Origin of the sequence: Vibrio sp. 03-59-1 (assembly GCF_013114135.1) — a bacterium.
GTDB lineage: Bacteria > Pseudomonadota > Gammaproteobacteria > Enterobacterales > Vibrionaceae > Vibrio > Vibrio cortegadensis.
Genome location: NZ_VTYA01000007.1, coordinates 124201 through 150612, shown reverse-complemented (window position 1 = coordinate 150612; position 26412 = coordinate 124201). Strand labels below are relative to the sequence as shown.

Genomic DNA, 26412 nt, shown 5'->3' with positions numbered 1-26412 from the left:
ATAAAAATTGGACGTTTAATTTGTGGCGTTTAATACAGCACTCTAAATGAAACACCCGCTTCATTGCTGTAGTGACTATTCGCTTTGCGGTATGTATAAAATCCCCCAAGCGCAACGGCTGATGTTATATAGTGATTCACTTCTAACCGAGTGATATTTTCGTCAATCCAATCGCTACGGTTGAATTCGGCAGCCAGTCTACCTTCTGTTTTTTCAGTAAACGCATAGTTCAAATAGAGTGAGCCGGCATATACAAATTCAGATTCAGAATAGAGCGTCTTATCTATCGATTCCAAGGTCTCTTTTGCTTTTATTGCCCCAACCTGAGCCACGGTGACAAGGTCTAAATCTTCTCTCAATTTGAATCGATAACCACCGCCCGCAAGCAAAGTATCAATTCTTAAATCCGTACTTTTAAGATTAACAAATCGAGCCGAATAATCGATCGCGACAAGCCAATGCTCTGTCACAAGTCCGTTCCCACCTAAGTTCCATGTTGTTACATTAGAGTTCCCCCCAATGTCGCTATCAAAGCTACCTGAACTCACTGTTGCGTAGAGGTAATCGTATCTTGTCGGCGTATCATAAATTGAATCACGCTCTTGTGCATGGCTAAAGAATGAGGAAACGACAAGGCCGATTAATAGCACTCTTCTAAACATATAAAACCCCTCTTTTAAACACCAATTGACATTGTTTGACTCGATATCTCATTGAATACTAGTCTATTAAATCAAATTATGAGAAGAAGCAAATCACGATTTGGAAAACTGTCTGACAAATAGTTTAAATGCTGTAACATGGTCTATTCTTCTTATGTATATCTATTTGGACGTGTTTAAATATGGAAGCTGAATTACTCGAAATACAAAATTTTCTGGCACAATATCCCCCATTCAACGAACTCCCAGAAGACGTCCTCACTAAAGTTACCCAAAACGTTGAAATATCCTATTATCGCCAAGATACGCCTATCATACATTTAGGCGATCATATTAATGACCTCTATATCGTTCGCAGCGGGGTCGTGGAAGTATATCGACGTAAAGGAGAGCTTTATAACCGCTTAGATCAAGGCGACTTGTTTGGGCAAATGGGTCTACTTACCAACAATAAAGTCCGTTTCCCAGTAAAAGCGATTGAAGACACCCTAGTATACTGCCTCTCTGAAGAGATATTCCAAGAACTGTATGATAACCACGATTCCTTTGCAGACTTTGTCGAAGTGGAAGATAACGCGCGTCTGAGACAGGCTAACTCAGAAAGTAACGATGCCAATGATCTGACAACGTCTAAAGTGCGAACCTTGTTAAGCCGTGAAGCCCCAACAATTCAAAAGCATCAAACCATACAACAAGCCGCAATAATGATGGCAGAAGAGAACATATCGTCGCTACTGATTATCGACCCCGACATCATTCAAGATGACGAAGATGATAACTCACCGGTTATTGGTATTATCACCGACCGAGATCTCTGCACTCGAGTGCTTGCTGAAGGTTTAGATCCAAGTGATGATGTGTCCACAGTGATGACCACCGAAGTTATATCTCTGGATCATAATGCCTATGTATACGAGGCAATGCTCACCATGCTTCGTTATAACGTGCACCACTTACCGGTTTTAAAAGACAAGAAGCCTATTGGTATCATAGAAGCGACTGATATTGTCCGTTATGAATCCCAAAACTCTCTGTTACTCGTAAGCAGTATTTTCCAGCAACAAAGTGTTGAAGAGTTAGTATCACTCTCAGAGCAAGTGAAAGACAGCTTTGTCCGTTTAGTGAATGAGGATGCGAACTCTCACATGGTTGGGACGGCGATGTCAGTCATTGGCCGCAGCTTCAAACAGCGCATTATCGAACTGGCAGAAGAAACACTTGGCAGCGCCCCAATCCCCTATTGCTTTCTTGCTCTTGGCTCTATGGGCCGAGATGAACAGCTTATCGTTACCGATCAAGATAACGCGATTATCCTTGATGAAAGCTATGACGATGAAAAACATAATGCCTACTTTGAGGCGTTCTCTAAATTCATCTGTGATGGTCTAGATAAATGTGGGTATAGCTATTGCACGGGCGATATCATGGCGACCAACAAAATGTGGCGCATGACTCGTTCTGAGTGGGAAGCATGTTTTGCCGATTGGATTGATGATCCAAACCCTAAAGCTCTGCTCAATGCCTCTATCTTTTTCGATCTAGATGGTATCTATGGGCGCTTAAAGTGGGCGGAACAACTCAATAGTTTTATTGTTCGTAGAGCAAGAAAAAACAACCGTTTCTTAGCATGTCTTGCGCGTAATGCTCTAAACCGCACGCCTCCTTTGGGCTTTTTCAAAGACTTCGTAATGGAAAAAGATGGCAGACATAATAACTCGATCAACTTAAAGCGCCGTGGTACTGCACCACTTGCCGATCTTGTTCGTGTTCATGCTCTTGCGGTTGGCTCCCGTTCCCAAAACTCATTCGAGCGATTGGATGACATTATTGATGCTGGCATCCTTCCGAAAGGACGAGCTCAAGATTTGAAAGATGCAATGGAGTTCATCTACATGGTAAGGATTCGACACCAAGCGTTGGACGTTGAGAACAAAATTGAGCCAGATAACAATATCGAACCTGAAAACCTATCTGACTTTGAGCGCCGTAATCTAAAGGATGCTTTCCAAATTTTGAGTAATGCACAGAATTTCTTGAAATTCCGCTACCAAGCAAGCAACAGTTTCAAGTAGGTCGTTATGATTATTAAAGCACTACAACAACCAAGCATCGACTGGCAAATGAAGTTTTCAAAGAAACTGATACAAGCCAGAGATCACCGACTTCAATCTTTTTATAGCAAGATACTACCAAGCCCGGATACGCCAATCTCTGAAATTGAATTCTTGGCTGTGGATTTTGAAACAACCGGATTAGATCCTAAAAAAGATGGCATTATAACGATCGGAGTCGTGCCATTTACTCTCAATCGTATCTGTTTAAGCCGAGCGAAGCATTGGACGGTTCGACCTAAGCAGAAGCTAGAAGAAGAGTCAGTTGTGATCCATGGCATCACGCATAATGATATTTTGGGTGCACCTGATTTTTCTGAAGTGATTGACGAAGTGCTTGATGCACTTTCAGGAAAAATAATGGTCGTGCATTATCGACGCATTGAGCGTGAGTTTTTAGATCAGGCTTTAAAGGCTCGTATCAATGAAGGTATCATTTTCCCTGTGCTCGATACTCTGCAAATAGAATCCGATCTACAGAATAAAATTTCTGGCGGCTTATGGAATAAGTTAAAAGGTAAGAAACCTGGCTCTGTGCGTCTGGGGAAAAGCCGAACTCGCTATGGGCTACCTGTTTATACGCCGCACCATGCTCTGACGGATGCTATCGCTACCGCTGAGCTGCTACAGGCTCAAATTGCCCATCATTTTGATCCTAACCAACCAATACGAGACTTTTGGCTTTAACTCCCTTTCCTTAATTTAATGGTCAGCTGCGGTTTAGCTTGATTGCCAATAGTTGAGACAACATTTTCGCTAACATCAAGATCAAAAAAAGGAGCTTAATTTTAAGCTCCTTTTTACTCTTACTTTCACTTTATAGCTTTATAGCTTTATAGCTTTATAGCTTAAACTGGCTGATCTCTGTCTCTAGTTCAAATGACAAATCAGAGAGTTTAGCAGCTTGCGTTGCTGCATCTTGTGCTTCAGTCGCTAGCTCATTTGATACATCACGAATACCTTGAGTATTACGAGTGATCTCAGATGTCACTGAGGCTTGCTCTTCAGCGGCAGAAGCGATCTGCGTAGCCATATCACTAATACGCTCAACTGCTGTGTGAATTTGAGTCAAACTAACTGCGGCAGAGTTTGCATCATCAACACTTGTATCAGCAAGCATACGGCTGTCATCCATAATTGAAACCGCTTTCGTTGTAGTGCTTTGAAGCATCTCAATCGTCTGCTGAATCTCTTGCGTTGACGCATGAGTACGCTGGCTTAAAACACGAACCTCATCCGCAACAACAGCAAAACCACGACCTTGTTCGCCTGCACGAGCTGCTTCAATCGCAGCATTCAGTGCTAGCAAGTTCGTTTGCTCTGCAATACCTTGAATGGTAGACAGAATCGTATTGATGCTGTTTCCGTGCGCTTCAAGCTCTTGAATAACATTCGTCGCCACTTGCACTTCTTGAGCTAAGTTTTGAATTGAGCCTTGTGTTTGTGTCACTTGGTTAGAACCATGTTCACACGCACCTACCGCTTCAGAAGAGTTTTGAGCCGTATTATCAGCATTTCCTGCAATTTCTTGAGTCGCCGCTGCCATTTCATTTACAGCAGTCGCGACCATATTGATCTCGTCTTGTTGTAGTTGAATACGAGCACTACGTTCTTCAGCTTGAGAAGCGGTTAACTTCGCTTGCTCTGAAAGAGATGCTGATACTTCACTTAACTTGGTAACCATTAAGTGCATGTTACCCACAAACTTATTGAAGTTCGTAGCAAGCTGGCCTACTTCATCATCACTACGTGGTGTTAAACGCTGAGTTAAATCACCTTCGCCTGATGCGATTTCTTCAAGTGCTTTAGACACACGGCCAAGATCTCGGAATAAGAAGCTCACTAACCAAGAAACTAACAGAATAACGAGTATGGTGATCACTACAGCCGTTGTAATCAGCTGCATCAGTAGAGATGAGTGCCCAGCTTCTTCTGTTGCACGGTCCATCTCAATACCAAAAATCCACTTAGTATTCGGAACGTTCACAAAATATAGAAGCTTCTGCTTACCCTTGTTCTCGATGATTTCGATGCTCTTACTTTGAACGGCTTGCTCAATGCTGTTCATGCTAAGCTCATTCGAAAGCTGGCTTACCGGTTTAAGCAGTAAGCTTTTATCTGGGTGTGCTAGGAAGGTGCCGTCGTTTGTATCGATCAGCATTGCGTAAGCATTTTCACCAACTTCTAAACTGATGACGTCATTAATCAATTGGTCAATCAGTACATCTGCCCCAACAACACCAACAAATTTGCCATTTTGATTTACCGGTTCAGCAATGGTCACAAGTAACGCATTGGTGATCGCATCTTGGTAAGCCGTCGTTATGATTTGTTGACCTGCAGAGTTTGCATCTTTGTACCACGGACGTTGACGAGGATCATAACCAGCACGGTTACGTTCAGGGTGTGAACGGAACATGCCACCTTCTGGAGTACCTAGGAAAATATCGTCAAAGTTACCCGCTTTACGGGCTTGTTGAAGAAATGGGACAACGTCAGATTCTTCACTAAAGTCGTTAAATGCTGAAGCGATATCTTTACGAATAGTAATCCAGCTTTCTATACCTTCAGAAGCTGCAAACGAAAGGCTTTGTGCTCTTGAATAGATGCCAGTTCGAGTTTGTTCAAATAATTTATCAGCGGACATCCAAGTCAATGCAGTTGCCATCAACACAACTGCCGATAAGCTTGCGCCTATCAACTTCTGTTTAAGAGTAATTTTCATAATTCGAGATCAGCTCATGTAGCCAAAAATAGTTGGCGATAGTAGCTATTTTTTTCACGCTCTGCGAGTGAATTCTCATTTAATTTTAAGCTTTTATTTATCCTTTGATAAAACCATCAAATAACGTCAATTCTGCGTCGACTGTCAAAAAAAAGCGTTACAAAAAAGCCATCAAAATAAAAAAAGGGATGAACATATCGTTCATCCCTTCATCTATTTATTACACAATTATGTGCTTTTTATCGCTTTTCGGTACGCATACCCATCAACAAGCTCACGCACATTAATAACAATATAAATGTGAATGGCAAGGCTGTTGAAATTGCACCCGCTTGAAGAGCTTCAATTGCTTTTGTTCCGCCAACCCACAGTAGAGCAACCGCAATTGCACCTTCCATGAATGCCCAGAACACACGTTGAAGAACTGGTGCATCAACTTTACCACCAGCAGTAATACTATCGATAACTAATGAACCAGAATCTGATGATGTAATGAAGAACACCAATACCAGTACAACAGCAACCACAGATAACAAAGTACCGTACGGTAGAACATCAAACATTTGGAACATAGCTAGTGGAACATCTGTAAGACCTTTCGTACCTAGATCACCAACACCATTTTGTATTTGATCAATCGCCATGCCACCGAACACTGACATCCAAAGAATGGTTACAGTTGTTGGAACAATCAGCACTGCCGTGATGAATTCACGAACCGTACGACCTTTAGAGACACGAGCAATGAACATACCTACGAATGGGGACCATGAAATCCACCAAGCCCAGTAGAATACAGTCCAACCTTGGAACCAAGCTTCATCACTACGACCATGTGGGTTACTTAATGGAATGATATTTTCCACGTAAGCCATCACTGTTGTTGGGATTGAACCGAGTGTCACTGCGTAGCCAATGAGAGCAACAAGAGCCAGTAATACAAATGCGATAATCATGTTGATATTACTGATAACTTTTACACCACCATCAATACCACGGATAACAGAGACAACCGCAAGAAGCGTCACAACGGTAATGACTGCAATTTGTAATCCCATGCCGGCTTCAATACCGAAAACATGGTGAATACCACTTGCCGCTTGCTGTGCACCAAGGCCAAGCGAAGTCGCTAAACCAAATAGAGTTGCTAGCACCGCAAGAATATCAACAATATGTCCAGCCCAACCCCAAGCTCGGTCACCTAAAATAGGATAGAAGATTGAGCGAATTGAGAGCGGTAAGCCTTTATTATAAGTAAAGAAAGCAAGTGAAAGCGCAACGACACCGTAAATAGCCCAAGGGTGAAGACCCCAGTGGTACATAGTCGCACCTAGTGCCAGTTTAGCTGCTTCCGGAGTATTTGCTTCTACCCCGAGTGGCGTTTCATACCAACCGGTATAGTACGCTGCAGGCTCTGCAACACTCCAGAACATCAGGCCGATACCCATACCTGCTGCGAATAACATCGCTAGCCATGAAAGCCATGAATAATCAGCGACCGCGTCCGTACCACCTAAACGAATTTTACCAAATGGTGAAACAATGAGAGCCAAGCAGAAAATAACAAAGATATTACCTGACCAGATGAATAGCCAGTCGAAAGAACCAATGATTTGCCACTTAATTCCATCAAGTGCCGCTTTTGCTGTTTCTGCATCTAAAACTAGTGCAGCAATCAAAAATAGCGCAATGAAACCCGCACTCACACCGAATACAGGGTTATGAACATCAAAACCCCATTTCTGCACATTATCTTGACCTACTGTATAGTCAGTACTGTCAATACTGTACTTATCTATCCCTTTTTGCATTCTTCCTCACTTCAGCAATCAAATAATTTTTAGTACAACGAGGCATTTAATAAAATAACTCGCACACACTGAAATTTACTTAGATCACTAATATATTTACATTTCAAAAACGTCCATTAGGTTACCATTACTGCCATTAAAAACCTAATAAACAACACAAAACAGTCAGATATCGCCATTTTCCGCTCAATTATCGACCAATAATCGGAAATTTAATTACGGTATTGATCGATATTTCGTTACTTTAATTATTCGAACTCTAAACTTTATTCACTCAATACACTTATGTCGTACACCTCATTAATGAAAACTGATCATTTCACCTCTTTTCATGTAAATCGAATTGATGTAATTTCCCTGATGTCACTCACTCATACATTGGAATTCAGACATTGGATAAGCATGAAGAAGTCTTGGTATCAATCCGCCAAATCATTCGAGCAATTGATCTCCACTCCAAAAAACTAAGCAAAGAATCAGGTTTAACAGGGCCGCAGTTAGTTTTACTTCGAGCTATCAAAGAGCTAGGTAATGTGACAATTAAGCAGTTATCTAATCACACCAATATGAGTCAAGCGACAGCTACTACTATTTTAGATCGCCTAGAGAGAAATGGTTATATCGAGCGTGTACGTAGCCTCGAAGATAAACGTAAAGTTCATGCCAAATTAACTGAATCAGGTACATCTTTACTACAAAGTGCGCCTCTTCCATTACAGGAACATTTCATTAATCGTTTTCAACAGCTTGAAGAGTGGGAACAGAGTTTGCTACTTTCTTCTGTTCAGCGTATCTCATCAATGATGAATGCCGAAGGCTATAACGTCGCCCCTATTCTTGAAATTGGCAGCATTACTAAGCCAGAATAAACCATTTCAAAAAAACATCTTCAAGGTCAGTGTATTCACTGACCTTTTTATTTAATTGGATAACCCTTTTTCCAAAGCATACTTAGCTAGTTCCGCGGTGGAGTGAATATCAAGTTTGTGTTTGATGTTTTGCCTGTGAGTCTCAACGGTTCGATAACTGATACCTAAAAGCGTTGCAATTTTCTTACTACTCGCACCTTGAGCGACCAATTTCAGCACGGCCTCTTCACGCCGACTCAAAGGGTTGGGTTTCTGAGCACTGGTTTCGATCTGTTGAGTAAACAGTGTTTGAGTGACCGACTCGCAAAAATAGGTAGAACCTTGATTCACAGTTTTGATCGCTTGAACCATTTTTTCGGCTGAAATCTCTTTGAGCATGTAGCCAACCGCTCCAGTCTGCATCACTTTCATGATGTATTCCCGATTATCATGCATCGTTAGCATCAATATTTTTGCGTCTGGCGATTCTTCGTGAATTAATCTCGTGGCGTCAATTCCATTCATAATTGGCATGCTGATATCCATCAATACCACATCAGGCTTGCACTGTCGGACAACATCAACGGCCTCTAAGCCATTACTTGCCGTTCCAATCACTTCAATACCCGTTTCTAACTCTAGCCGAGCCATAAAACCATCAAGTACAACCTGATGATCATCAACGATCACTACTGATATTTTTTTATCATCCATTGATTACACCAATCCATCTAAGTTAAATAGCACCGTTATTTCTGTTCCAAACCCTTGTTCGCTCATAAGCTCAAATTCCCCGCCCATGAACTCTACCCGCTCACGCATATTTCTAAGACCGATTCCTTTTCGGTGAGTGGCTACATTTAGGTTAAACCCTTGCCCATCATCTCTAACAATCAACTGCAACTGGTTTCCAAATTGCTGCAGTATTACCGTCACCTTCTTTGCATGAGCATGCTTCTCGATATTATTCAGTGATTCCTGAACCACTCGATAAAGTGTAGTCGCGACTTCTGATTTGAGCTTTCCTGTCTGAGTTTCAAAGTGAATTTCCGTTTCAATATTTGAGTGAGCTTTGTAGTCTTGTAATAGAGTATTCAACGCCGCTTCTAAGCCAATATCGTCTAGTGCACTTGGCCTTAAGTTATGCGAAATACGTCGAACTTCGGAAATTGCCGTCATCAATGAGTGTTGTGACTTCTCAATATGCAGTGCCAACTTTTTATCATTCAATTTATGCGCTAACAGCTCTAAATGACATTTACTGGAGACAAGCAGTTGGTTTATGCCGTCATGCAACTCTCTGGCTAAGTGCTTCTTTTCATCCTCTTGGAACATGACCGTTTTATGTGCCAACTCTTTTAAATTCTTATCCGCTAAGCGATGTTCATGTAAATTGATCGCTAAGGTTAAAACAATGATCACCGCGACGGTCACCCCAAGAATCGACACAATAGAGAAGAAGGTCGTTTCGATATTTTTATTGATCGCAGCCTGCATATTCGCAACTTCGAGGCTGATATCTTCAATATAGAGCCCCGTACCAATCATCCAATCCCACTTACTTAACCATGCTGCATAACTGAGTTTGGGGACGGTTTCACCCGTTGACGGTTTCTGCCATAAATATTGATGAAACCCGCCGCCATTCTTAGCTTGATGCAACAATTCTGCAATCAGAAAGTCACCATTGAGATCTTGAATATGCAGTAAGTTTTGCCCCACCAATTCTGGCTGAATTGGGTGCACTAAATTAGTACCAAACTCATCGTAGGCAAAAAAGTAACCATCCGAACCATAACGCAAGCGCGATAATATATCCCGAACCCGTTGCTTAGCTTCGGCATCATCAGGTGCTGAATTATGGTAGATGTGTGAAATGGCGTCAGAGGCAATATCGACACTATCTTTCAGTGCGGTTTCTCGCGATTGGATCAAACTCTCGCGGAAGATTTTGATCTCATTCTCACCGAGTGTTTTAGCTTGATGCAGGGTGATCCAACTAATACTGGCGGTGACCAATATCAACGGAAGTAATGTTAGTAAAATCAATTTAGCTTTTAGAGGCATTCCTTTCCTCACTGGTGATTTTCTTTGTCAGATAAAAGAAAACTGCTTACTACCTTGATAGTAGTAAGCAGTTCTAATGTAACAATTTATTTTCAATCTATGAAAATAAACTCATGTAACCTCTATTGCGATCACATTCCATAGAAACCAGGAAAAATAAGTAATGAAGCTAATACGAGTATTTGAATACCAATGAAGGGCATTACGCCACGGTAGATATCTCGCGTTGTGATCCCTTTTGGAGCAACACCTTTAAGGTAGAACAGACTGAAACCAAATGGAGGGGTTAAGAATGAGGTCTGTAAATTCATCGCCACCAAAATCGCAAACCACACCATGTTAATGCCCATCAATTCTGCCACCGGAGCTAAGATTGGAACAATAATGAAACAAATTTCAACGAAATCGATAAAGAATCCCAGAATCAAAATAACGATCATGGTGATTATCAGGAAGCCCCATTTGTCACCAGGGATGGCAAGCATCCACTCTTCTACAAGGTAATCCCCTCCAGTGTATGTAAACGCCATGGAAAAGGCCGTTGCACCGAGCAAAATAGCAAATACCATTGCCGTCACTTTTACGGTCTCTTTTGCCGCGTCATACACCATTTGAAGGCTGAACTGTCGATACAGTAACGAAAGTACGATTGCCCCGGCGCCACCTAGAGCCGCAGATTCTGTTGGCGTCGCCACACCAGCGAAGATCGAACCCAACACGACAATAATCAACGCGAGTGGTGGAATCACTGCTTTTAACGCTTTGAACACCTCTTCTTTTCGACTAATTGACTCATCACGCTCAATGCACTGTGCTGCTTCTGGGTTCATCTTTGCATAGATAAGAATATAAACGATGTACGCCCCAACCAGCATCACGCCCGGCCAAATTGCCGCTTGGAAAAGATCCCCAACAGGTACGCCCAATACATCACCGAGCAGAATCAATACAATCGACGGTGGAATGATTTGTCCTAACGTGCCCGACGCACAGATGGTGCCGCAAGCGAGGCCTTTGTCGTAATTATATTTAAGCATCACAGGTAATGATATCAAGCCCATCGCAACCACTGATGCCCCAACGACACCTGTAGACGCGGCAAGTAACGCGCCAACCAATACTGTGGAGATCGCAATACCACCGCGAACGCCACCAAATAAACGTCCCATTGATTCGAGCAACTGCTCTGCTAAACGTGTTTTTTGCAGGACTAAGCCCATAAAAACAAACAGAGGAACCGCCATTAGAACGGTGTTTTCCATAATGGATTGAATTCGATATGGCATGAAAGCGAACATTTCTATGCCTTCTGCCCACACACCGAAAATAAGCGCAATGCCGCCAAACGTAAATGCTACTGGAAAACCCAACAACAAGGCGAACAGTGCTACAAAAAACATCACGATACCGATCATCTTGTAATTCCTTTACTTTGAGTCAACAGATTGAGCATGAATGAGGTGCGGATTCACGATCTTATTAATTGAATGCAGAAGCAGTCCAATTCCACTTAGCGCCATCAAGAAGAATGACAATGGGATCATGGCTTTTATTATCCAGCGGTATGGCAACCCACCGGGGTCACCTGATGTTTCTCCAAGTGAATAACTTTCTTTTGCAAAATCAACACCGTACCAAGCCACCAGCAAGCAAAAAGGAAATAGAAAGACGATGGTACCTAAAACATCGATGATCGCTTGTGCTTTAAATGACAAACGCTCATAAAAGACATCTACGCGAACATGGCCGCCAGATTTAATCGCGTATGGCACCCCAAGTAAGAAGACAGCCGAAAACAGATGCCACTCCATCTCTTGAAATCCAATCGACACGTCATTGAATACGTAGCGCATTACGACGTCGTACACGACATTCGCAAGTAGTAAAATGAATAGAATGCTGGATAACCATCCGAGGAAATCTCCGATCCGGTTAAACAATCTCTCAATATAAATCAGGTTTCTCATATCCGACTCCATGGAACTGCATGACTAGGCTCTAACTTATATTTATGTGCTTATATTCAAGTACTGATACTCAGAGCAAACTGGCCAAAATTCATCGCGCCAGTGAGACTATATAAACCAATATAAAAGCGATCACGGTTCAAGCGGCATTCGCCAATGTAAAAGGGTTCTTGGGCTTTTGCGGTGTAGGAAACCCCTACACCGACGATTTAGAAATGATTCAGCGGGCTCTTATTGTTGAGCTTGGCTGTTTAAATATGCGCGATGAGATATGTTTGACCATGGTCGAACTTGGTTGATGTAATCAGCCTGAGACGCTTGAATCTCTTTCGCTAAAGCATCTTTTGCTGCGTGCTCTGCCAATAAGCGTCCATTCGCCTCACGTAAAGCTGCCATTACCTCATCTGGGAAGTTTTTAACCTGAACGTTTGGATATTCAGATTGAATCGACGCCCAGTTTTTACCACTTTCGTGTTTAGACTGAGTGTACATATCGTAAGCGGCGGTCTTCATTGCTATTTTCAATATAGCTTTCAAATCATCCGGAAGCTTTTTCCATGTGCGTTCATTTACTAAGAACTGCAACTCAGTTCCCGGCTCATGCCAACCTGTGTAGTAGTAAGGAGCAATTTTGTGAAAGCCCATTCGTAAATCCAGAGATGGCCCCACCCACTCTAATGCATCAATCGTACGACGCTCTAGAGAGGTATATAACTCTCCAGGGGCAATATTCGTAGGCTTAGCCCCTAACTCGGCAAGGATTTCACCAGCAAACCCAGGGATGCGCATTTTAAGACCTTTCAAATCATCAACACTGTTGATCTCTTTTTGAAACCAGCCGCCCATTTGGGTATCTGTATTACCACCTGGGAATGAAAGCAGTTTATGTTTTGAATACACTTTCTCCATCAACTCCATGCCACCACCGTAGTAGAACCATGCGTACTGCTCTGTCGGTAACATACCAAAAGGCATCGAAGTAAAGTACAGCGTATTAGGCACCTTCCCTTTCCAGTAGTAAGACGCTGAATGCCCCATGTCGTATTGACCAGATTTCACCATATCGAACACACCAAGAGGTGCTTTATGTTTGTTTGATGAATCGATGCGGATCTGTAAACGACCATTCGACATCTCTTCAGCCATTTTAGCCATGTTTTTTGTGGCATCGCCAAAAATTGGAAAGTTCGGTCCCCATGTTTCTGCAAGTTTCAAACGATAAACTTTATCAGCAGCAGAGGCTGTCGTTGAGACTAACGCAGCACATGTAGCAGCAATAACAACACCACTGGTAATGGCTCGCTTAATAGATTTCTTTATCAAACTCATTCTTACGTCCTTGGTTAGGTTTCTTACACTCATACCTCAGAGTGTCTTCGTGCACCTTTACAATGGAATAGAAAATCAAAATAAAAAATCAGCGAGACCACGCAGTAAAACCAGCTTACATCTAGGTATTAGACAATAGTATTAAGTATAAATACGTAGGACAAAATCAAAATCTGAAATATAAGTCTAAAATATCATTGAGTTAGAAAATCCAAATATACAGCTCGATGTAAATAGCACTTAAGTATTTACTTACATTCAATTGTTGAGGTTATTTTACTAAGTTGTGACAGAGGTAATTTTATAGCCGTAATTTGGAAGGGAGGTAAATATGTTGCATAAAAAAACCCCGATAGACGGGGTTTAAAACTTATGCAGAGCAGAGAGTAAAATTAAACTGCTTTGTAGATAACTTTGTTACCTGCAAGTTGCTCTTTAGCGACTAAGTTTTCTTCTAGAAGTTTTTTCAATGCACCTGTTGCCCAAGAACCCGCTTTTGCTTCTTCTTGGCCAGCCGCTAGGCCGATACTTTTAGGGTTGATACCATCAGCATTGCTTACAACAATATCTAGAACTTGTTGCTGCTTAGGAGTTAGTGCAACGTCAACTTTTTTAGTTACTACTGCTGCTACTTTTTTCTCTACTGCTGGCTTTACCGCTACAGGCTTTGCTGTTTTAGGCGCAGTTGCTAAGTTTGCCACTGACGCTTTAATGCGTTTTTGCAGTTTAGCCTGCACTTTACGCTTATGAGCAAGTCTCATTGAATGTTTCTCCAGTTCACTGCCATAACGCAGTGGTGAAAATTTGAAGCGCGATTTATACCAAAATTTGGAAACGATTTGTAGGGTCAAGCAACGAAAGACGACGAAAAATGCGTACTTTGCGCAGAAGCGTCTATTATTTATACTACAAGGCCACCGTTATCAGCAATGCATACTGGATGTAAAAACATGCCTTATTTGTAAGCCGTATAAATATGACATAGGGTGAATGATGCAAACTCTACAATTAAGTAATCATAATTTTAATCTTGAATCTTCCATGGCTAAACTTATTGGAGGGATTATCTTTGTCATCGTTTTCTTTTTAATCGGATTATCGACAGGCTGGCAACAAACACTGTTAACCCTCGCCGTTATGTTGGGTATTTTAGGCTTCAGTTACCTAGTGATCGCGAAAAGCAGAGTCGCCTATACCCTTACCTCCACTCACTTCCAGCAACACCTTTACAAAGGGGGCTGGGTGGTAAAATGGACTAATATCGAAAAAATCGGTGTATGTACTCATCATGTTGATGGCTGGCACCAACCTCTTCCTTGGGTTGGGATAAAACTGAAACACTACTCCCCCTACCTCAATAGTATCTGCCCTCGAGTGGCAAGTGACATTCTGCTCACTCAACGTGCGCTTCTCTACTTGGGCGCTCGCCAAAACCTAAGGGATCAACAAAACCGCATGGCACGTCAAAATAGTCAATTAAAGTCAAACTCTAGAAAGGAGGCGAAACGTAAGTTCATTGAATTTGAAGATATCGTGTTAGATTCCAGCCCCTACAAAAATAGCCACGGTGAGGTTTATTCGGGGTTACTCGGAATGTTGGCGAATAGGATGAAATACCAACGTAACTACTATGATTACGATGTTTTCATTGCGGTTGCGGATTTAGATAGAGATGCAGATGAGTTTGTAGGCTTGGCTCGTCGATATTTGGCTGCAGCAAGCGCTGAAGAAGATCCCACCGTTTTTAATAGCCATTTAGAAACCGAATAAAAAAGGAGACTCAATGGCCTCCTTTCTAAATATTTACCCTGATTAATAAATAGGCATCTCATCTGCCACATATGGATTTGACACTCGTTCACGACCAAATGTGGATTCCGGTCCATGTCCCGGAACAAATTTCACCTCATTACCTAGCGGCCACAATTTTGTCTTGATCGAATTAATCAAGGTTGCGTGATCGCCTTGTGGGAAATCGGTACGACCAATACTGCCATTAAATAGAACGTCTCCAACAAAAGCCGTTTTTGCAGAATCACTGAATAGCACGACATGACCTGGGGTATGACCCGGTGTGTGCAAAATATCAATGCTTTCATTACCAAACTTCACTACATCACCATCATTTAGCCAGTGATGTGGTTCAAACGCTTCTGTTAACGGGAAACCAAACATTTGACTCTGATTTTCTAAGCCTTGCAGCCAAAAATTATCCGCTTTATGTGGGCCGATGATCTCCACTTTTAAAATATCCGCAAGTGGCTCAGTTCCGCCGACATGATCTAGATGACCGTGCGTAAGTACAATATTGACGACTTTAACGCCTAACTCTTCAATCAAAACCGCGAGCTGCTTAACATCACCACCGGGATCGACAACAATACCTTCCATTGTTTCATCACACCAAACAATAGAGCAATTTTGAGAAAACGAAGTTACAGGAACAACTTGGTACTTTAACGACATATAAAACCTTTCCAATACACGATACTGCGGGAACTATGACATTAGAATTTTACTTTGACAAGGGTTACCACGCCCGTGAAGGCCCTGTATCAATATGAACAAAATTACTCTTTGGGTAATAGCCAACGCCACCCGCTTTCAGTGTCATTGCCGCTTCTCTAACGTGGCTCAGTTTCACACCATCCAAACGGAAATCTAACGCCTGACCTAACATATGGAAACTTTTCTTAGCCACTCCGCTTGATTTTGAACGCAATGCTTCATTTGTGGCTGGCGAACGGTAGCCAGAGATGATCTGCACCTCAGCTTGTGTACCCAGTAACGTTTGAATTTGATTGATCTGTTCGAAAAGATTCTTATCCATCGCGAAAACTTCATTCCTACGGAAATCACGACAAATATGATTCAAGCGACCGAGCTCCGACGCCACATAATCTTGACCATTGAAGTAACATGATTCTAATGACTCACCAGTATGTAGGTTATTCATAGCTATAGTTCGTGGTTTATCAGGATAAGAAGCCTGAGCTAATCGTGGTGCTAAAGAGGCAACAACGAGCCCGCTACCCGCTAAGCGAATAAACTCTCGACGAGAAAATAAAGATTGAGACATACTGAAATTTGTACCGCGTATTAATGGAAACACGGACATTACAGAAAGGAATTTTTAGCGTCAAACGTAAAAAATGACCGATTCAGCCAAGTTTCAACGGTTTTTAACGCTTAATTATTGAACAGAATGGAAAAATTCATTGCTTACTGCAATTGTCATTTTTTAGTCAATCATCACCCTTTTGTCGCTGCAACCTCATCATAGTGATAGATGTCATCACGGTAATGAGTCTGGCCGCCCTCGAACCACACCGTTTGATAGATGATATGCACTGGAATGCGACGTTTTAACCGAATGGAGGTATTGGCAGGTTCTTCAGTGCTCACCAATAATTCTTGACTCGGCACACCTTGGGTTTCTAATAAGAGGGAGGCAAACTTATCGGCATGCTCCACCCTGATACAACCTGAACTGAATGCTCTTACTTCACTGTTAAACAGATTTTTACTGGGGGTATCGTGAAGATAAATCGCTCGCTTATTTGGCGTATTAAACTTGTATAAGCCTAAGGCATTACGATCACCCGATAGCTGCCTCATTCTGTATGGAAATGCATTTGGGTTAACCGTCGCCCAATCTATCTCAGCAGGGTCAATCTCGACGTGTGAATTCCAGCCTTCGATGATCTGAAAATTGTTTCGCACTAAATATTCTGGATCTCTTTTCACTTTAGGAATAATGTCTTTCACCATGATTTTCCATGGCACATTCCAAGTGGGGTTCATTATGACGGAATCAAGCTTTGCTTCCATTAATGGTGTTTTACGCGACTTTCTTCCAACCACAACTTTGGATTCAAAAACTTCTTGCCCTTGATACCAGTAGCTCATATTAAAATCTGGGACATTCACCATAATGATCGACTCTCGGTTTTTAGGCCACATCCGAGATCTCTCAGCATTAATGGCCAATAACTGAATTCGCTCTTTGGGGCTTAAATTCAGCCATTTCAGAGTTTTAGAGCCAATAATCCCATCCGCCTTTAAACCATGCATGTGTTGGAAAAGCTTAACCACCTTAACTAAGGACCGATCAAATTGATTTGTCGATTCATCCACCATCGTCAAGTCGAGTCCAACAATGGCTAAGCGGTCGAGTAAAATGCTGCGATCAACCAGAATATCACCTTCTCGCTTCAAGCCTATTTGGTAATAACTCGGCACATCATTGCCCAATTGGCTTTCTAAATGCTGATAAGAGGATAAAAAAAGCGAATATTCTTCAATAGGCGGCGCTAAATTCGCTATAAATTCAGGCAATTGCGCCGAATTTACCGCATGAATCAGCGAAGACATACTACCTGTGGAGGGCGGTAGTAAAGAAGAGGAGACTTTCGAATCAAAAAACCATAGCTTTCCGTTTTCTCGCGCATTTTGACTATAGCTAAGATAGAGAATCAAGGTATCTGTGGCTAATAAATCATATTCAAACCAACGGCCTTGGCTTTTGTAATATCGTAAATAACGCAATTGATGAGAAAAAAGAGAACTGATTTTGGCGCGATCAATCAAGTCCAATTGAAATTCAAATTGGCTGACTGTCTCTTCATTATACCAAACCAACATATCATTATTTTGTCGGTAGATATCATCTACGAGTTCAGGAAACTCCAATACTGAAGAGATATTCGAACTCGGCTCTATCCATCTCATATTTTCAAATCGTTCAAGCGTCACACTTACACCAGAACTAACATTTGAAAATAAGGCGCAAAACATCAGCAGTACTATTTTGAATTTCATGTTTGCCCCTACCTTGCTCGCCATTTCTTTAGTATGGCAAAGAAATGACAAGCTGATAGGAGATTTATTTCATCAATAGATTTGAATGATCAAATTCATCCTTTAGAACTAGTTCTCAACCTTCGCTCAACCGCCTCAGATATACATTTATATGAATAAGTGCATTTAACTTGTGGCCATACCTAGATCAGACTCATCCCCTTTTGATTTTAAGATCATCATTAACTGGAACAGTAAAAGCACGCCTGTTGCCGCAAGACCAATTCCAATGCCACCCCAAATGCCTGCCAAGCCATAATCGCGCATGAGTAACCATGCAGCAGGAAGACCAAACACCCAATAACCCACAGCGGTTAACGCCGTCGGCATCAATACGATCTTCATCCCACGCAATAAATTAATCGCTAATAACTGCCATGCATCCGCAACAAAACATAACGCGACAACCCAGAGAAGCGACGACAACATCAAGGTTAAATCAGAGTCGCCACTAGCCGCTGGATCATTCAATTGGAAGAACCCAGCAATCACGCCAGGCCATGCCATAAACACTGCCGCTATAATTGCGCTCAGTACCGACACAATCACGAAACTTTTTTTAACCGTTTCTTTTATACCTTGATGATTCCCCGCACCAAAGTCCTTTCCAACAAGAATGGAGGCCGCTTGCGAGAAACCAAAGTTAATGCTCCATGTAAAACTTAAGCATTGTAAAAGGATTTGATGTAATGCCAACGATGCAACACTAATGACGCCCGCCATTAAGGTGCCACCATAAATTAATCCGTGTTCTAGCAAGCCCGCAATAGCGATAGGCATCCCCATCACCAAAAGTGGATTCATCAGCTTAAGCGAGTACTCATCTAAATTGAGCCAAGGCGCAAAACGATAGTAAGTTGAGCGTCTAAATACCCAGAAAGAGTAACCGATTAACACAAACAGAGCCGATAACGAAGTGCCTGCGCCAAGCCCTGAAATCCCCCAATCCAATTCGAAAGCTAATAAATAGCTCAATGGCACATTCAGCAATACGGTGACAATGGACATCACCAGAACTGAGCGAGCGTCACCAAACGTGCTGGTTAACCCCCTCAGCACAAGAAGTAATAGGGTTGGTAGCATTGCCCACTTCAGCGTTCCTAAATAGACCATCGCAATACTAATCACATCTTGGGTTTGGCTTGCTTGGCGTAATAAATCTGGTACAAATGCGAAACTGGCATTGAGAACGAATGTCAGCAGCACCGATAACATGACCGCACCTTTGATCGCGTAGCGTATCTGCTGAAACCCAAATTCAGGTCGAGCGACACTTTGACCGTAAGCGATAGCTATCAGGTTTGCGACACAACCAACAATACAGCCAGCAATGATAAACACAAACGAGTACACCGAAGCACCCAAGCCACCAGCAGCAAGGTCTGCAACACTCAATCTAGACATCATCCATACGTCGGTTAACACTAACGCCATACCGATGAGCTGAGAGAAAATTAAAGGAAGAGCTAAAGATAAGATTTTTTTCATAAATGCCTCTGATAATTGTTGCCAAAATATCGAGTTAGCATCTGGTGTTCAATTTACATTTATGCGACTCTGGCATTCATTAAACTCATGCGAGATATTATGACGCCATATCCTAACCTGCCCTATTCACATAAAAGCCTCAAAGTCTTTGAAGCGGTTGCAAGGCTGACCAGCTTCACGTTGGCGGCAAAAGAGCTTCATGTCACGCAAAGTGCTGTGAGTCGGCAGATAAAATTGTTAGAAGATGAAGCAAAAGCATCTCTGATTGTTCGTCGTCATCGATCGATTGAGTTGACGCTACAAGGGCGTGAGTTACAGGTTTTACTTGAAAAGCACTACCAATCTTTAGAGTCCTTGATTGCTTCATGGCAACATAACAAGCAGAAGAAAATCGTCATTAAAGCGGCTTTAAGTTATGCCACTCGCTCACTGATCCCTAAAATTCAGCGACTCAATGAAAAGTACCCAGACCATGAAATCGTCATTATTCCTTCAATGGAAGAAGATGAGAGCCTTGAGTCCACCGACTATGATCTCCTCATATTCAATACTCGCGTAGGAAATCGATATAAGAACCGTGTCGATATTCAATACCTGCGAGAAGAGTATATGGCTCCCGTTTGCGCTCAGAACCTCACCACAACGCAAAATGACATTAATGCCATCACAACAATGCCTAGACTGCACCCGACTCTGGACCATCAAGATTGGAAATCATGGCTAAAAAAGTCAGGGCATAACGATACTCGTAAAGTTCGAAATACCACTTTCTTTACGCTTGATCTTGCGTTGAGTGCATGTTTATCAGGGCAAGGTGTTACCGTTACAGATTTGCTACTCGTCCTGCCTGAATTAGAGCGCGAATATTTAATTTGCCCTGAGCACGTTCAAGTACAACACAGTGCTTGGCAATACTTTTGTTATTCCCGATCTCAATCTTCGATTGTTGATGATCTGGTGGAATGGATTAAAGCGGAAACTGAAGAAGAGCTAAACAGACTTAACCGATTAGCAAATAAGTATGGTTGGAATAAATCATTTAAGTAACACGTTATCTTCGAATTCAATTCATCGACTAGTCAGTAGATCATCACAAGTCGTGAATCTATGATTTGTTGACAAAGAGGTTACAAACCTAGTCAAAAAGCGTTTAAAATTCGTAATTCTTGAATCCCTAATTGCCTTAAGCCTGTTATGACTTTTAGTAAGTAATCAATCCTCTAGATAACCGTCAATAAGAGAGACTCATGCGCTGGAGCATTTTCGCCCTTGGTTTTACACTTTTATTCCCTATGACGGTTTACGCTCAAACTGTGCAGGAAAAGTGGCAAAAATTTTATCAGCAGAACTGGCAATCTTCTCCTTTGGCCATATCTCAACAGCAGTTAAGCCAATACTCTCCCGATCTGCTGGTGGATCAATCACGCTATCCCAACTTTGAATCCTTCAGCTGGCAAGATATCGAGCTACTGGCATCTATCAAAACCGATTGTTCAACCAAGGAATATGCCAATAAACGCTTAGCGGATGCGGTTGAATTTGAATTAGCACTGTGTGAAGGGCGAACACTACACTCTGATTGGTTCTCCACCCACACTATTTTACACCCTGCGGGACAAAGCTTTGCCGATCGTTATCTTCAGCATATCGGCAATAATAAAGCGACAAATAAAAATAAAGCGACGAATCAACACAAACCGATCGTAGACAAAACGATCAGAAATTACCTCAGTATTGTCAATCCGCAACACCCTCGCCATGAAACCTTACAAGCGCTATCGCCACAAGGACGAGAAGCTCTACTCAACGGTTATCGAGCATGGCTTGAAGGCGACACTTTATGGCTAAATGGGGAGCAAGGATGGAAGCAAGTGACATACCATCATTGGCAGTCTATCGCTGATAAAATGAAGATCACCCTAAAAGGCGATAGCTGTACGATCCGCTATAGCAATTTATGTATAAATGAACGCTCGTACTCTCAATCATCGCTAGTTATTTTATCATCAGTACTGATCATATTCATCGTGCTCATCGTTATCCGCAGCAGCTATTTAAAGCACAGGCAGCGCAAAGAAAAACGTTTCATTTTACAACTGCTGACTCATGAATTACGAACGCCCATTACTAGCTTGGGGTTAACCGTTGAGATGTTTCGTAACGATTTCGATAACCTTACTGAATCGAGCCAAGGTGCGGTATGGCGGCTAATGTCCGACTACCAGAGGCTATCTCAACTCACCGAGAACAGTAATGTTTATCTAGGTGGAGATAAGTCACAACAGCTATTAAAGCAAAATGCATCCGTTGAAGAATGGCTTCACCATGTATGCGACAAACATGATATTTCATTTGAGCTTAACCAAGATATTGAATTAGTTCTTCCCTACTATTGGCTATCCATCTGTCTAGAAAACTTGATTAAAAATGCCAAACAACACGGCAAAGGAAAAGTTTTGGTCTCAGTAGAGATAGCCGATACGTTAATCATCGAAGTACAAGACCAAGGTGAGTTCCCCTCACCTATTCACTTATTTTTGTCTCGCTTGAAGCCAAAACACAATGACAAAAACATGAAAATTGGGCTCAATATTGTGGAGCACTTGATCAAAAAAGTAGACGGTAAGCTCACGATTCTACGTCACCCTACCCGCTGTATATTGGAGATACCGTATGAATACCATTCTACTGATTGAAGATGATGAACTCCTAGGGCAAGGTCTGGTCAACTTATTCAAATCCAATGGGTATGGTTGTCTCTGGGCTAAACAATCGAGTGGCGTAGAGGCTTTATGGTTTCGCGCCGATCTCATCATTCTTGATCGACAATTAAGTGATGGTGATAGCCTGCAACATCTCTCAAATTGGCTATTACTTAAAGCGTTACCGGTGATTATTTTGACCGCAAAAGTGGATGTCGAACAACGAGTAGAAGGGCTAATGGCAGGCGCGAAAGATTACATGACGAAACCTTTCTCAAACGAAGAGTTAATGGCAAGAGTCATTTCTCAACTCCGCCCACTTGGCACTTGTCAGCTTTATTACTCGAATATCGAACTGCAACTCGCTGAGCGTATTGCGCTCTATAATGAAACACCAGTGACACTGAAACCGAAAGAGTTTCAATTACTTGTTCTCTTCATTCAAAATCAAGGACGTGTTTTTCACCGCGATGAACTGTTAAATAAAATTTGGGGCTACCAAGCGTTCCCAAGTACTCGAACGGTTGATAACCATATTCTTCGACTGCGCCAAAAACTACCGACATTAAACATTGAGACTCATCGTGGTGTGGGTTACCGCTTACTTGAGGTAGAAAAATGAGAATCAAAACATTGAGCTGTTTTATTTTCGGGTTAACACTTCCCCTCTCGCCTCAAGCGGCGTGGTTCAGTGACACCCCATTACAGCATACTTACCAAGCGATGATTGATGGACAGCCTAAACTGGCATGGGAAGAGTTAAAAATAGCCGTTAGCCAACATTCACTCAGCAGCCAATATTGGTTACCAGTGAAAAATGAGATTGTCGCTCAAACTGAGTGTGGTAAAGGTTTGGATGATTCCTCCAGCCCGGAGTCTGATATCCAGATTAGTTTCATTCGACGTTTTGGTTTGGCTTCACAAGGCTATCAGATCAAGATATCGACAGAAAAAAACATTGTAAAACAAGACGTCTCCTTACTATCTCCGACAGGAAAAACCTTAATTAGCAGGCATTTTTCAGAGCTAGCAGAGTATCAAGAGTTCGAAACAAAGGAGATGCTTGTAACACCGTCCTCTGGTGTCTATATCCTAAAGGTAGACCAAGACACTTATCCTATCGTTGCTTCCCTTGGTCGCAATATTCGTTGGCTTAAAGTCGAAAATGCACTCGGAAAGCAGACGCTCTCTGTATCCTCTCCTGAGAATATAACGGGTTGCCCGAGAACAAACGTAAATTGGCAATGGTTTGACGGGCAGTACAACATGCTTGGAAACAAAATCCCGATCGGCAGTAATAATGCAGAACTACCAACAATAAGCCCCTTTCCATCTCAAGCTCATCATTTAAGTGCCGCAGTGGAGCTCACCGAATATCAAGGTCGATTACAAATCTCATATATCCAGAGAGTTGCACTTCCGTTTAAGAGTAATCTGGCGAAACCGACATCAAACTAGATTCAACTGCTTGATAGAGACAAATAGGTGACAAAGCATTGATCGAAGTTCGCTGTAATAGGCTCTACCTTTTTTAACAGAGCCTAAATATGTTATTCAAAAATAGAAACCATATCCTCACTTTAGCCTTGCTCTTATTTTCCGTAGGGGCAAATGCAGCGGGTGTGACACTGCAGTCTCAAAGCAATCAAATCAGTATTGACCCACAAAGTTTTTCGATTAAATGGAATGATTCCATCGTTAATACATCGGCACTGAAAGTTAACGGTCTGCCTCAAAAAGTGACCAAAAACCAGTCTAAGTCCGCCAATAGCGCGAGTTGGACACTGCAACCAAGCCGTATTCATGTAAAAGCTCAACTCAAGAATGATGCACTCATCGTTAATTTCATCGCCCCTTCTCATCCAACAATTGAACGGAATTCACCTCTGATACTTAAGTGGTTTGATCTTGCCGAATCACAAAGCAACACTTTATTCCTACCATTCAGTGAAGGCATGCGCATTCCTATTAACAGCAAAGTTTGGGCAACCTATTTACAGAATAATTACTCCGGTTCTAATACGACCCAAGAACTTAAAATGCCATTTTGGACAGTTCAGCAAAAAGATACCTACATAAGCTATCAACTGGTTGAAGCCACCAATAATCAACTCGATTTCTCAAGTACAAAAAACCGCATTGATATGACTGCGACCCACAGTTTCACTGCGTTGAATCAATCGCGTTCTTTTACTTTGCGTATTACCCTTGGAGATAACTGGCTTGATGGTGCGAAAAGTTATCGTCAGTGGCGAATTGGTCATGATCTTGCGGATCCTCTGGTTCAAAAAATCCAGCGTAATGCTAATGTCGAAAAACTCATTGGAACAAGTCAGGTTTACCTGTTTGGAATACATCCGCTGAGCACTTTGGATGTCACAGACTGGTGGGGGTTAAAAGATTGGTATTTTCAGCGTTCTACTCTTAACGTCACCAGTGAAGCTCAATCTGAACTTAGCACGCTATCCAAAAATAAGGACTGGTTTAGCCAATACCACAAACAATTACTGATTGATTCAATTAGCACATCGTTACGCAATAAATTTAATGTGCCGAACCCAACACTTGCAGATAACACCATTGCAGCTCAATACAACGCTGCGCAGCAAAGAGTGAATTGGATTAAGAACAACGCCTCTGAATTTCTAACGCCACCCAATACTTGGGGACAAGCTCTCTCGGCTACTATGCTTAATAACTTAAAGAAAGCCGGTTTAGAAAAACTCTGGTTAGGGTTTGATAATTGGATGCCCGCTTTTTACCAGCCTAATGTTATTGATGCTGCAAAACGCCTCGGCTATTTGGTCGCGACTTATGATTCATACAACACAGCAATACCAAGCGGCGTTAATGACGGTTGGTTAACGGCCAGATTACCAGAGCCGATGAGAAAAGCATGCGCGATTGAATTAGCAGACGGCAGAAAGAAAAAGGGATTTAGAGGCAATGGCTATTACCTGAATCCAAACTGTCACTTGAACTACGTTAAGCAGCGTGTGCTCGACATCGTAAAATACGGACATTTTAACAGTCTATTTATTGATGTAGATGCCACCGCAATGGCAAGGGAAGATTACAGCAATAATAGCAGTGAATCGGACATGCTTACTGCGTTCAACAAAAGAATGGATTGGATATCAAATCAAGAGCAAATAGTCCTCGGCTCCGAAGATGGCAACAGCCTAACAACCAGTGGCATTGCCTTTGCGCATGGACTTGAATCTGTCGGTTTTGGGTGGATGGATAATGATATGAAGAAAAACCGCCAATCCCCCTACTTTTTAGGACGCTGGTATCCGGATCATAAACCCGAATTTTTCTTTAAACCAGCCAAGGTGAAAGAGCCATATAAGTCGCTTCTGTTTACACCTCAATTCAGGATTCCTCTGTATCAAACGGTTTTTCATGATGAAGTTGTGAATAGCCACCATTGGCACTCAGATAGCTTAAAATTTACGGATGTAAAAGCGTACCGGGACTTAACTGCAATGCTTTATAACACGCCAGCTATGGTGCATCTTACTAGAGATGAAGCCGTTTCAAGCTTAAGCCCTAGAATCGTCGCGCTAAAGCATTATCAAGATGGGTTTAAACCGATTCATGAACACCTTTGGGATAACAAACTCATCGGTTTCACTTGGCTTAATAAGAGCGGTACAGTCCAACAAACCACGTTCGATGATGGAAGTACAATAATCGCTAACTTCTCAAGCGACATTTTTGGAGATAAGGATACGCGAGTCCGACCGTTCTCAATTAGAGCAAAATTAAGCAGCGGTAAAGTCGTTTTGTGGCAATCTAAATCTCTATAAACATGCTTTAAAACGGAGATAAGATCCCTA

At 42.1% G+C, this 26412-nt stretch carries 22 protein-coding genes; 9 read left to right on the top strand and 13 right to left on the bottom strand.

The features are described from left to right. Positions 1-29 precede the first annotated feature (29 nt). Positions 30-662 carry a porin family protein gene (locus F0249_RS09205; RefSeq protein WP_171756470.1) on the bottom strand — a complete coding sequence of 211 codons (633 nt, stop codon included), beginning with the start codon at positions 660-662 and terminating at the stop codon, positions 30-32. A gap of 182 nt (positions 663-844) precedes the next feature. Between F0249_RS09205 and F0249_RS09200 the strand changes: the two genes are divergently transcribed. Beyond that, positions 845-2734 carry a putative nucleotidyltransferase substrate binding domain-containing protein gene (locus F0249_RS09200; RefSeq protein WP_171756469.1) on the top strand — a complete coding sequence of 630 codons (1890 nt, stop codon included), beginning with the start codon at positions 845-847 and terminating at the stop codon, positions 2732-2734. A gap of 9 nt (positions 2735-2743) precedes the next feature. Continuing rightward, the gene (locus F0249_RS09195; protein WP_029203507.1) at positions 2744-3460 is read left to right on the top strand and encodes a 3'-5' exonuclease; all 717 of its coding nucleotides are present in this window, start codon (positions 2744-2746) and stop codon (positions 3458-3460) included. A 154-nt stretch (positions 3461-3614) separates the two neighbouring features. On the opposite strand, the gene F0249_RS09190 is transcribed toward F0249_RS09195, so the two are convergent. Both F0249_RS09190 and F0249_RS09185 read right to left on the bottom strand, forming a co-directional pair. Then, a complete protein-coding gene (locus tag F0249_RS09190) occupies positions 3615-5498 on the bottom strand; it encodes a methyl-accepting chemotaxis protein (RefSeq protein WP_171756468.1) in 1884 nt (627 codons plus the stop codon). A gap of 239 nt (positions 5499-5737) precedes the next feature. Beyond that, positions 5738-7309 carry a BCCT family transporter gene (locus tag F0249_RS09185; protein ID WP_017053947.1) on the bottom strand — a complete coding sequence of 524 codons (1572 nt, stop codon included), beginning with the start codon at positions 7307-7309 and terminating at the stop codon, positions 5738-5740. Positions 7310-7701: 392 nt separating this feature from the next. On the opposite strand from F0249_RS09185, the gene F0249_RS09180 reads away from it, so the two are divergent. Continuing rightward, the gene (locus F0249_RS09180) at positions 7702-8178 is read left to right on the top strand and encodes a MarR family winged helix-turn-helix transcriptional regulator (protein WP_017053948.1); all 477 of its coding nucleotides are present in this window, start codon (positions 7702-7704) and stop codon (positions 8176-8178) included. 51 nt (positions 8179-8229) lie between these two features. Here F0249_RS09180 and F0249_RS09175 read toward each other — a convergent pair whose 3' ends face one another. From F0249_RS09175 to F0249_RS09150, 6 genes are all read right to left on the bottom strand, one after another. Continuing rightward, positions 8230-8871, bottom strand: a complete 642-nt coding sequence (locus F0249_RS09175; RefSeq protein WP_136993825.1) for a response regulator transcription factor — start codon at positions 8869-8871, stop codon at positions 8230-8232. 3 nt (positions 8872-8874) lie between these two features. After that, entirely contained in the window at positions 8875-10224 is a 1350-nt protein-coding gene (locus F0249_RS09170) for a cache domain-containing protein (protein ID WP_171756467.1), read from the bottom strand. Between the two features lie 131 nt (positions 10225-10355). Next, entirely contained in the window at positions 10356-11639 is a 1284-nt protein-coding gene (locus F0249_RS09165) for a TRAP transporter large permease subunit (protein ID WP_113797275.1), read from the bottom strand. 12 nt (positions 11640-11651) lie between these two features. Next, complete coding sequence (locus F0249_RS09160) at positions 11652-12203, bottom strand: TRAP transporter small permease subunit (protein ID WP_171756466.1); 552 nt, start codon at positions 12201-12203, stop codon at positions 11652-11654. Positions 12204-12422: 219 nt separating this feature from the next. After that, positions 12423-13520 (bottom strand): TRAP transporter substrate-binding protein, encoded by a 1098-nt coding sequence (locus F0249_RS09155; RefSeq protein ID WP_017053953.1) that lies wholly within the window; start codon positions 13518-13520, stop codon positions 12423-12425. A 392-nt stretch (positions 13521-13912) separates the two neighbouring features. Beyond that, positions 13913-14281, bottom strand: a complete 369-nt coding sequence (locus F0249_RS09150) for a MarR family transcriptional regulator (protein WP_171756465.1) — start codon at positions 14279-14281, stop codon at positions 13913-13915. Between the two features lie 232 nt (positions 14282-14513). On the opposite strand from F0249_RS09150, the gene F0249_RS09145 reads away from it, so the two are divergent. Continuing rightward, complete coding sequence (locus F0249_RS09145; RefSeq protein WP_017053955.1) at positions 14514-15290, top strand: DUF2982 domain-containing protein; 777 nt, start codon at positions 14514-14516, stop codon at positions 15288-15290. Between the two features lie 42 nt (positions 15291-15332). Here the strand turns inward: F0249_RS09145 and F0249_RS09140 are convergent, their stop codons facing one another. From F0249_RS09140 to F0249_RS09125, 4 genes are all read right to left on the bottom strand, one after another. Next, positions 15333-15986, bottom strand: a complete 654-nt coding sequence (locus F0249_RS09140) for an MBL fold metallo-hydrolase (RefSeq protein WP_017053956.1) — start codon at positions 15984-15986, stop codon at positions 15333-15335. Positions 15987-16050: 64 nt separating this feature from the next. Further along, positions 16051-16599, bottom strand: a complete 549-nt coding sequence (locus F0249_RS09135) for a DUF882 domain-containing protein (protein ID WP_017053957.1) — start codon at positions 16597-16599, stop codon at positions 16051-16053. A gap of 173 nt (positions 16600-16772) precedes the next feature. After that, positions 16773-18341, bottom strand: a complete 1569-nt coding sequence (locus F0249_RS09130) for a murein L,D-transpeptidase (RefSeq protein ID WP_171756464.1) — start codon at positions 18339-18341, stop codon at positions 16773-16775. 165 nt (positions 18342-18506) lie between these two features. Further along, positions 18507-19868, bottom strand: a complete 1362-nt coding sequence (locus F0249_RS09125; RefSeq protein WP_171756463.1) for an MATE family efflux transporter — start codon at positions 19866-19868, stop codon at positions 18507-18509. Between the two features lie 99 nt (positions 19869-19967). On the opposite strand from F0249_RS09125, the gene F0249_RS09120 reads away from it, so the two are divergent. The 5 genes from F0249_RS09120 to F0249_RS09100 all read left to right on the top strand — a co-directional run bounded on the left by F0249_RS09120 (position 19968) and on the right by F0249_RS09100 (position 26382). Then, positions 19968-20915 (top strand): LysR family transcriptional regulator, encoded by a 948-nt coding sequence (locus F0249_RS09120; protein ID WP_171756462.1) that lies wholly within the window; start codon positions 19968-19970, stop codon positions 20913-20915. Positions 20916-21115: 200 nt separating this feature from the next. Then, positions 21116-22564: a DUF3404 domain-containing protein gene (locus tag F0249_RS09115; protein ID WP_171756461.1), complete on the top strand. Its 1449-nt coding sequence runs from the start codon at positions 21116-21118 to the stop codon at positions 22562-22564. Continuing rightward, positions 22542-23192 carry a response regulator transcription factor gene (locus tag F0249_RS09110; protein WP_171756460.1) on the top strand — a complete coding sequence of 217 codons (651 nt, stop codon included), beginning with the start codon at positions 22542-22544 and terminating at the stop codon, positions 23190-23192. The genes F0249_RS09115 and F0249_RS09110 overlap by 23 nt, the downstream gene beginning before the upstream one ends. Beyond that, entirely contained in the window at positions 23189-24028 is an 840-nt protein-coding gene (locus F0249_RS09105) for a DUF2861 family protein (RefSeq protein ID WP_171756459.1), read from the top strand. The genes F0249_RS09110 and F0249_RS09105 overlap by 4 nt, the downstream gene beginning before the upstream one ends. An 89-nt stretch (positions 24029-24117) precedes the next feature. Continuing rightward, on the top strand, positions 24118-26382 hold the full coding sequence (locus F0249_RS09100) for a glycoside hydrolase (protein WP_171756458.1): 2265 nt from the start codon (positions 24118-24120) through the stop codon (positions 26380-26382). Positions 26383-26412 lie beyond the last annotated feature (30 nt).

Excerpts from the sequence above, each read along its gene's own strand:
- F0249_RS09145 (WP_017053955.1), top strand. The coding sequence starts at position 14,514 with ATGCAAACTCTACAATTAAGTAATCATAATTTTAATCTTGAATCTTCC.
- F0249_RS09175 (WP_136993825.1), bottom strand. The coding sequence starts at position 8,871 with ATGGATGATAAAAAAATATCAGTAGTGATCGTTGATGATCATCAGGTT.
- F0249_RS09185 (WP_017053947.1), bottom strand. The coding sequence starts at position 7,309 with ATGCAAAAAGGGATAGATAAGTACAGTATTGACAGTACTGACTATACA.
- F0249_RS09165 (WP_113797275.1), bottom strand. The coding sequence starts at position 11,639 with ATGATCGGTATCGTGATGTTTTTTGTAGCACTGTTCGCCTTGTTGTTG.
- F0249_RS09125 (WP_171756463.1), bottom strand. The coding sequence starts at position 19,868 with ATGAAAAAAATCTTATCTTTAGCTCTTCCTTTAATTTTCTCTCAGCTC.
- F0249_RS09155 (WP_017053953.1), bottom strand. The coding sequence starts at position 13,520 with ATGAGTTTGATAAAGAAATCTATTAAGCGAGCCATTACCAGTGGTGTT.
- F0249_RS09205 (WP_171756470.1), bottom strand. The coding sequence starts at position 662 with ATGTTTAGAAGAGTGCTATTAATCGGCCTTGTCGTTTCCTCATTCTTT.
- F0249_RS09160 (WP_171756466.1), bottom strand. The coding sequence starts at position 12,203 with ATGGAGTCGGATATGAGAAACCTGATTTATATTGAGAGATTGTTTAAC.
- F0249_RS09135 (WP_017053957.1), bottom strand. The coding sequence starts at position 16,599 with ATGTCTCAATCTTTATTTTCTCGTCGAGAGTTTATTCGCTTAGCGGGT.
- F0249_RS09105 (WP_171756459.1), top strand. The coding sequence starts at position 23,189 with ATGAGAATCAAAACATTGAGCTGTTTTATTTTCGGGTTAACACTTCCC.
- F0249_RS09190 (WP_171756468.1), bottom strand. The coding sequence starts at position 5,498 with ATGAAAATTACTCTTAAACAGAAGTTGATAGGCGCAAGCTTATCGGCA.
- F0249_RS09170 (WP_171756467.1), bottom strand. The coding sequence starts at position 10,224 with ATGCCTCTAAAAGCTAAATTGATTTTACTAACATTACTTCCGTTGATA.
- F0249_RS09115 (WP_171756461.1), top strand. The coding sequence starts at position 21,116 with ATGCGCTGGAGCATTTTCGCCCTTGGTTTTACACTTTTATTCCCTATG.
- F0249_RS09150 (WP_171756465.1), bottom strand. The coding sequence starts at position 14,281 with ATGAGACTTGCTCATAAGCGTAAAGTGCAGGCTAAACTGCAAAAACGC.
- F0249_RS09200 (WP_171756469.1), top strand. The coding sequence starts at position 845 with ATGGAAGCTGAATTACTCGAAATACAAAATTTTCTGGCACAATATCCC.
- F0249_RS09110 (WP_171756460.1), top strand. The coding sequence starts at position 22,542 with ATGAATACCATTCTACTGATTGAAGATGATGAACTCCTAGGGCAAGGT.
- F0249_RS09130 (WP_171756464.1), bottom strand. The coding sequence starts at position 18,341 with ATGAAATTCAAAATAGTACTGCTGATGTTTTGCGCCTTATTTTCAAAT.
- F0249_RS09100 (WP_171756458.1), top strand. The coding sequence starts at position 24,118 with ATGTTATTCAAAAATAGAAACCATATCCTCACTTTAGCCTTGCTCTTA.
- F0249_RS09120 (WP_171756462.1), top strand. The coding sequence starts at position 19,968 with ATGACGCCATATCCTAACCTGCCCTATTCACATAAAAGCCTCAAAGTC.
- F0249_RS09140 (WP_017053956.1), bottom strand. The coding sequence starts at position 15,986 with ATGTCGTTAAAGTACCAAGTTGTTCCTGTAACTTCGTTTTCTCAAAAT.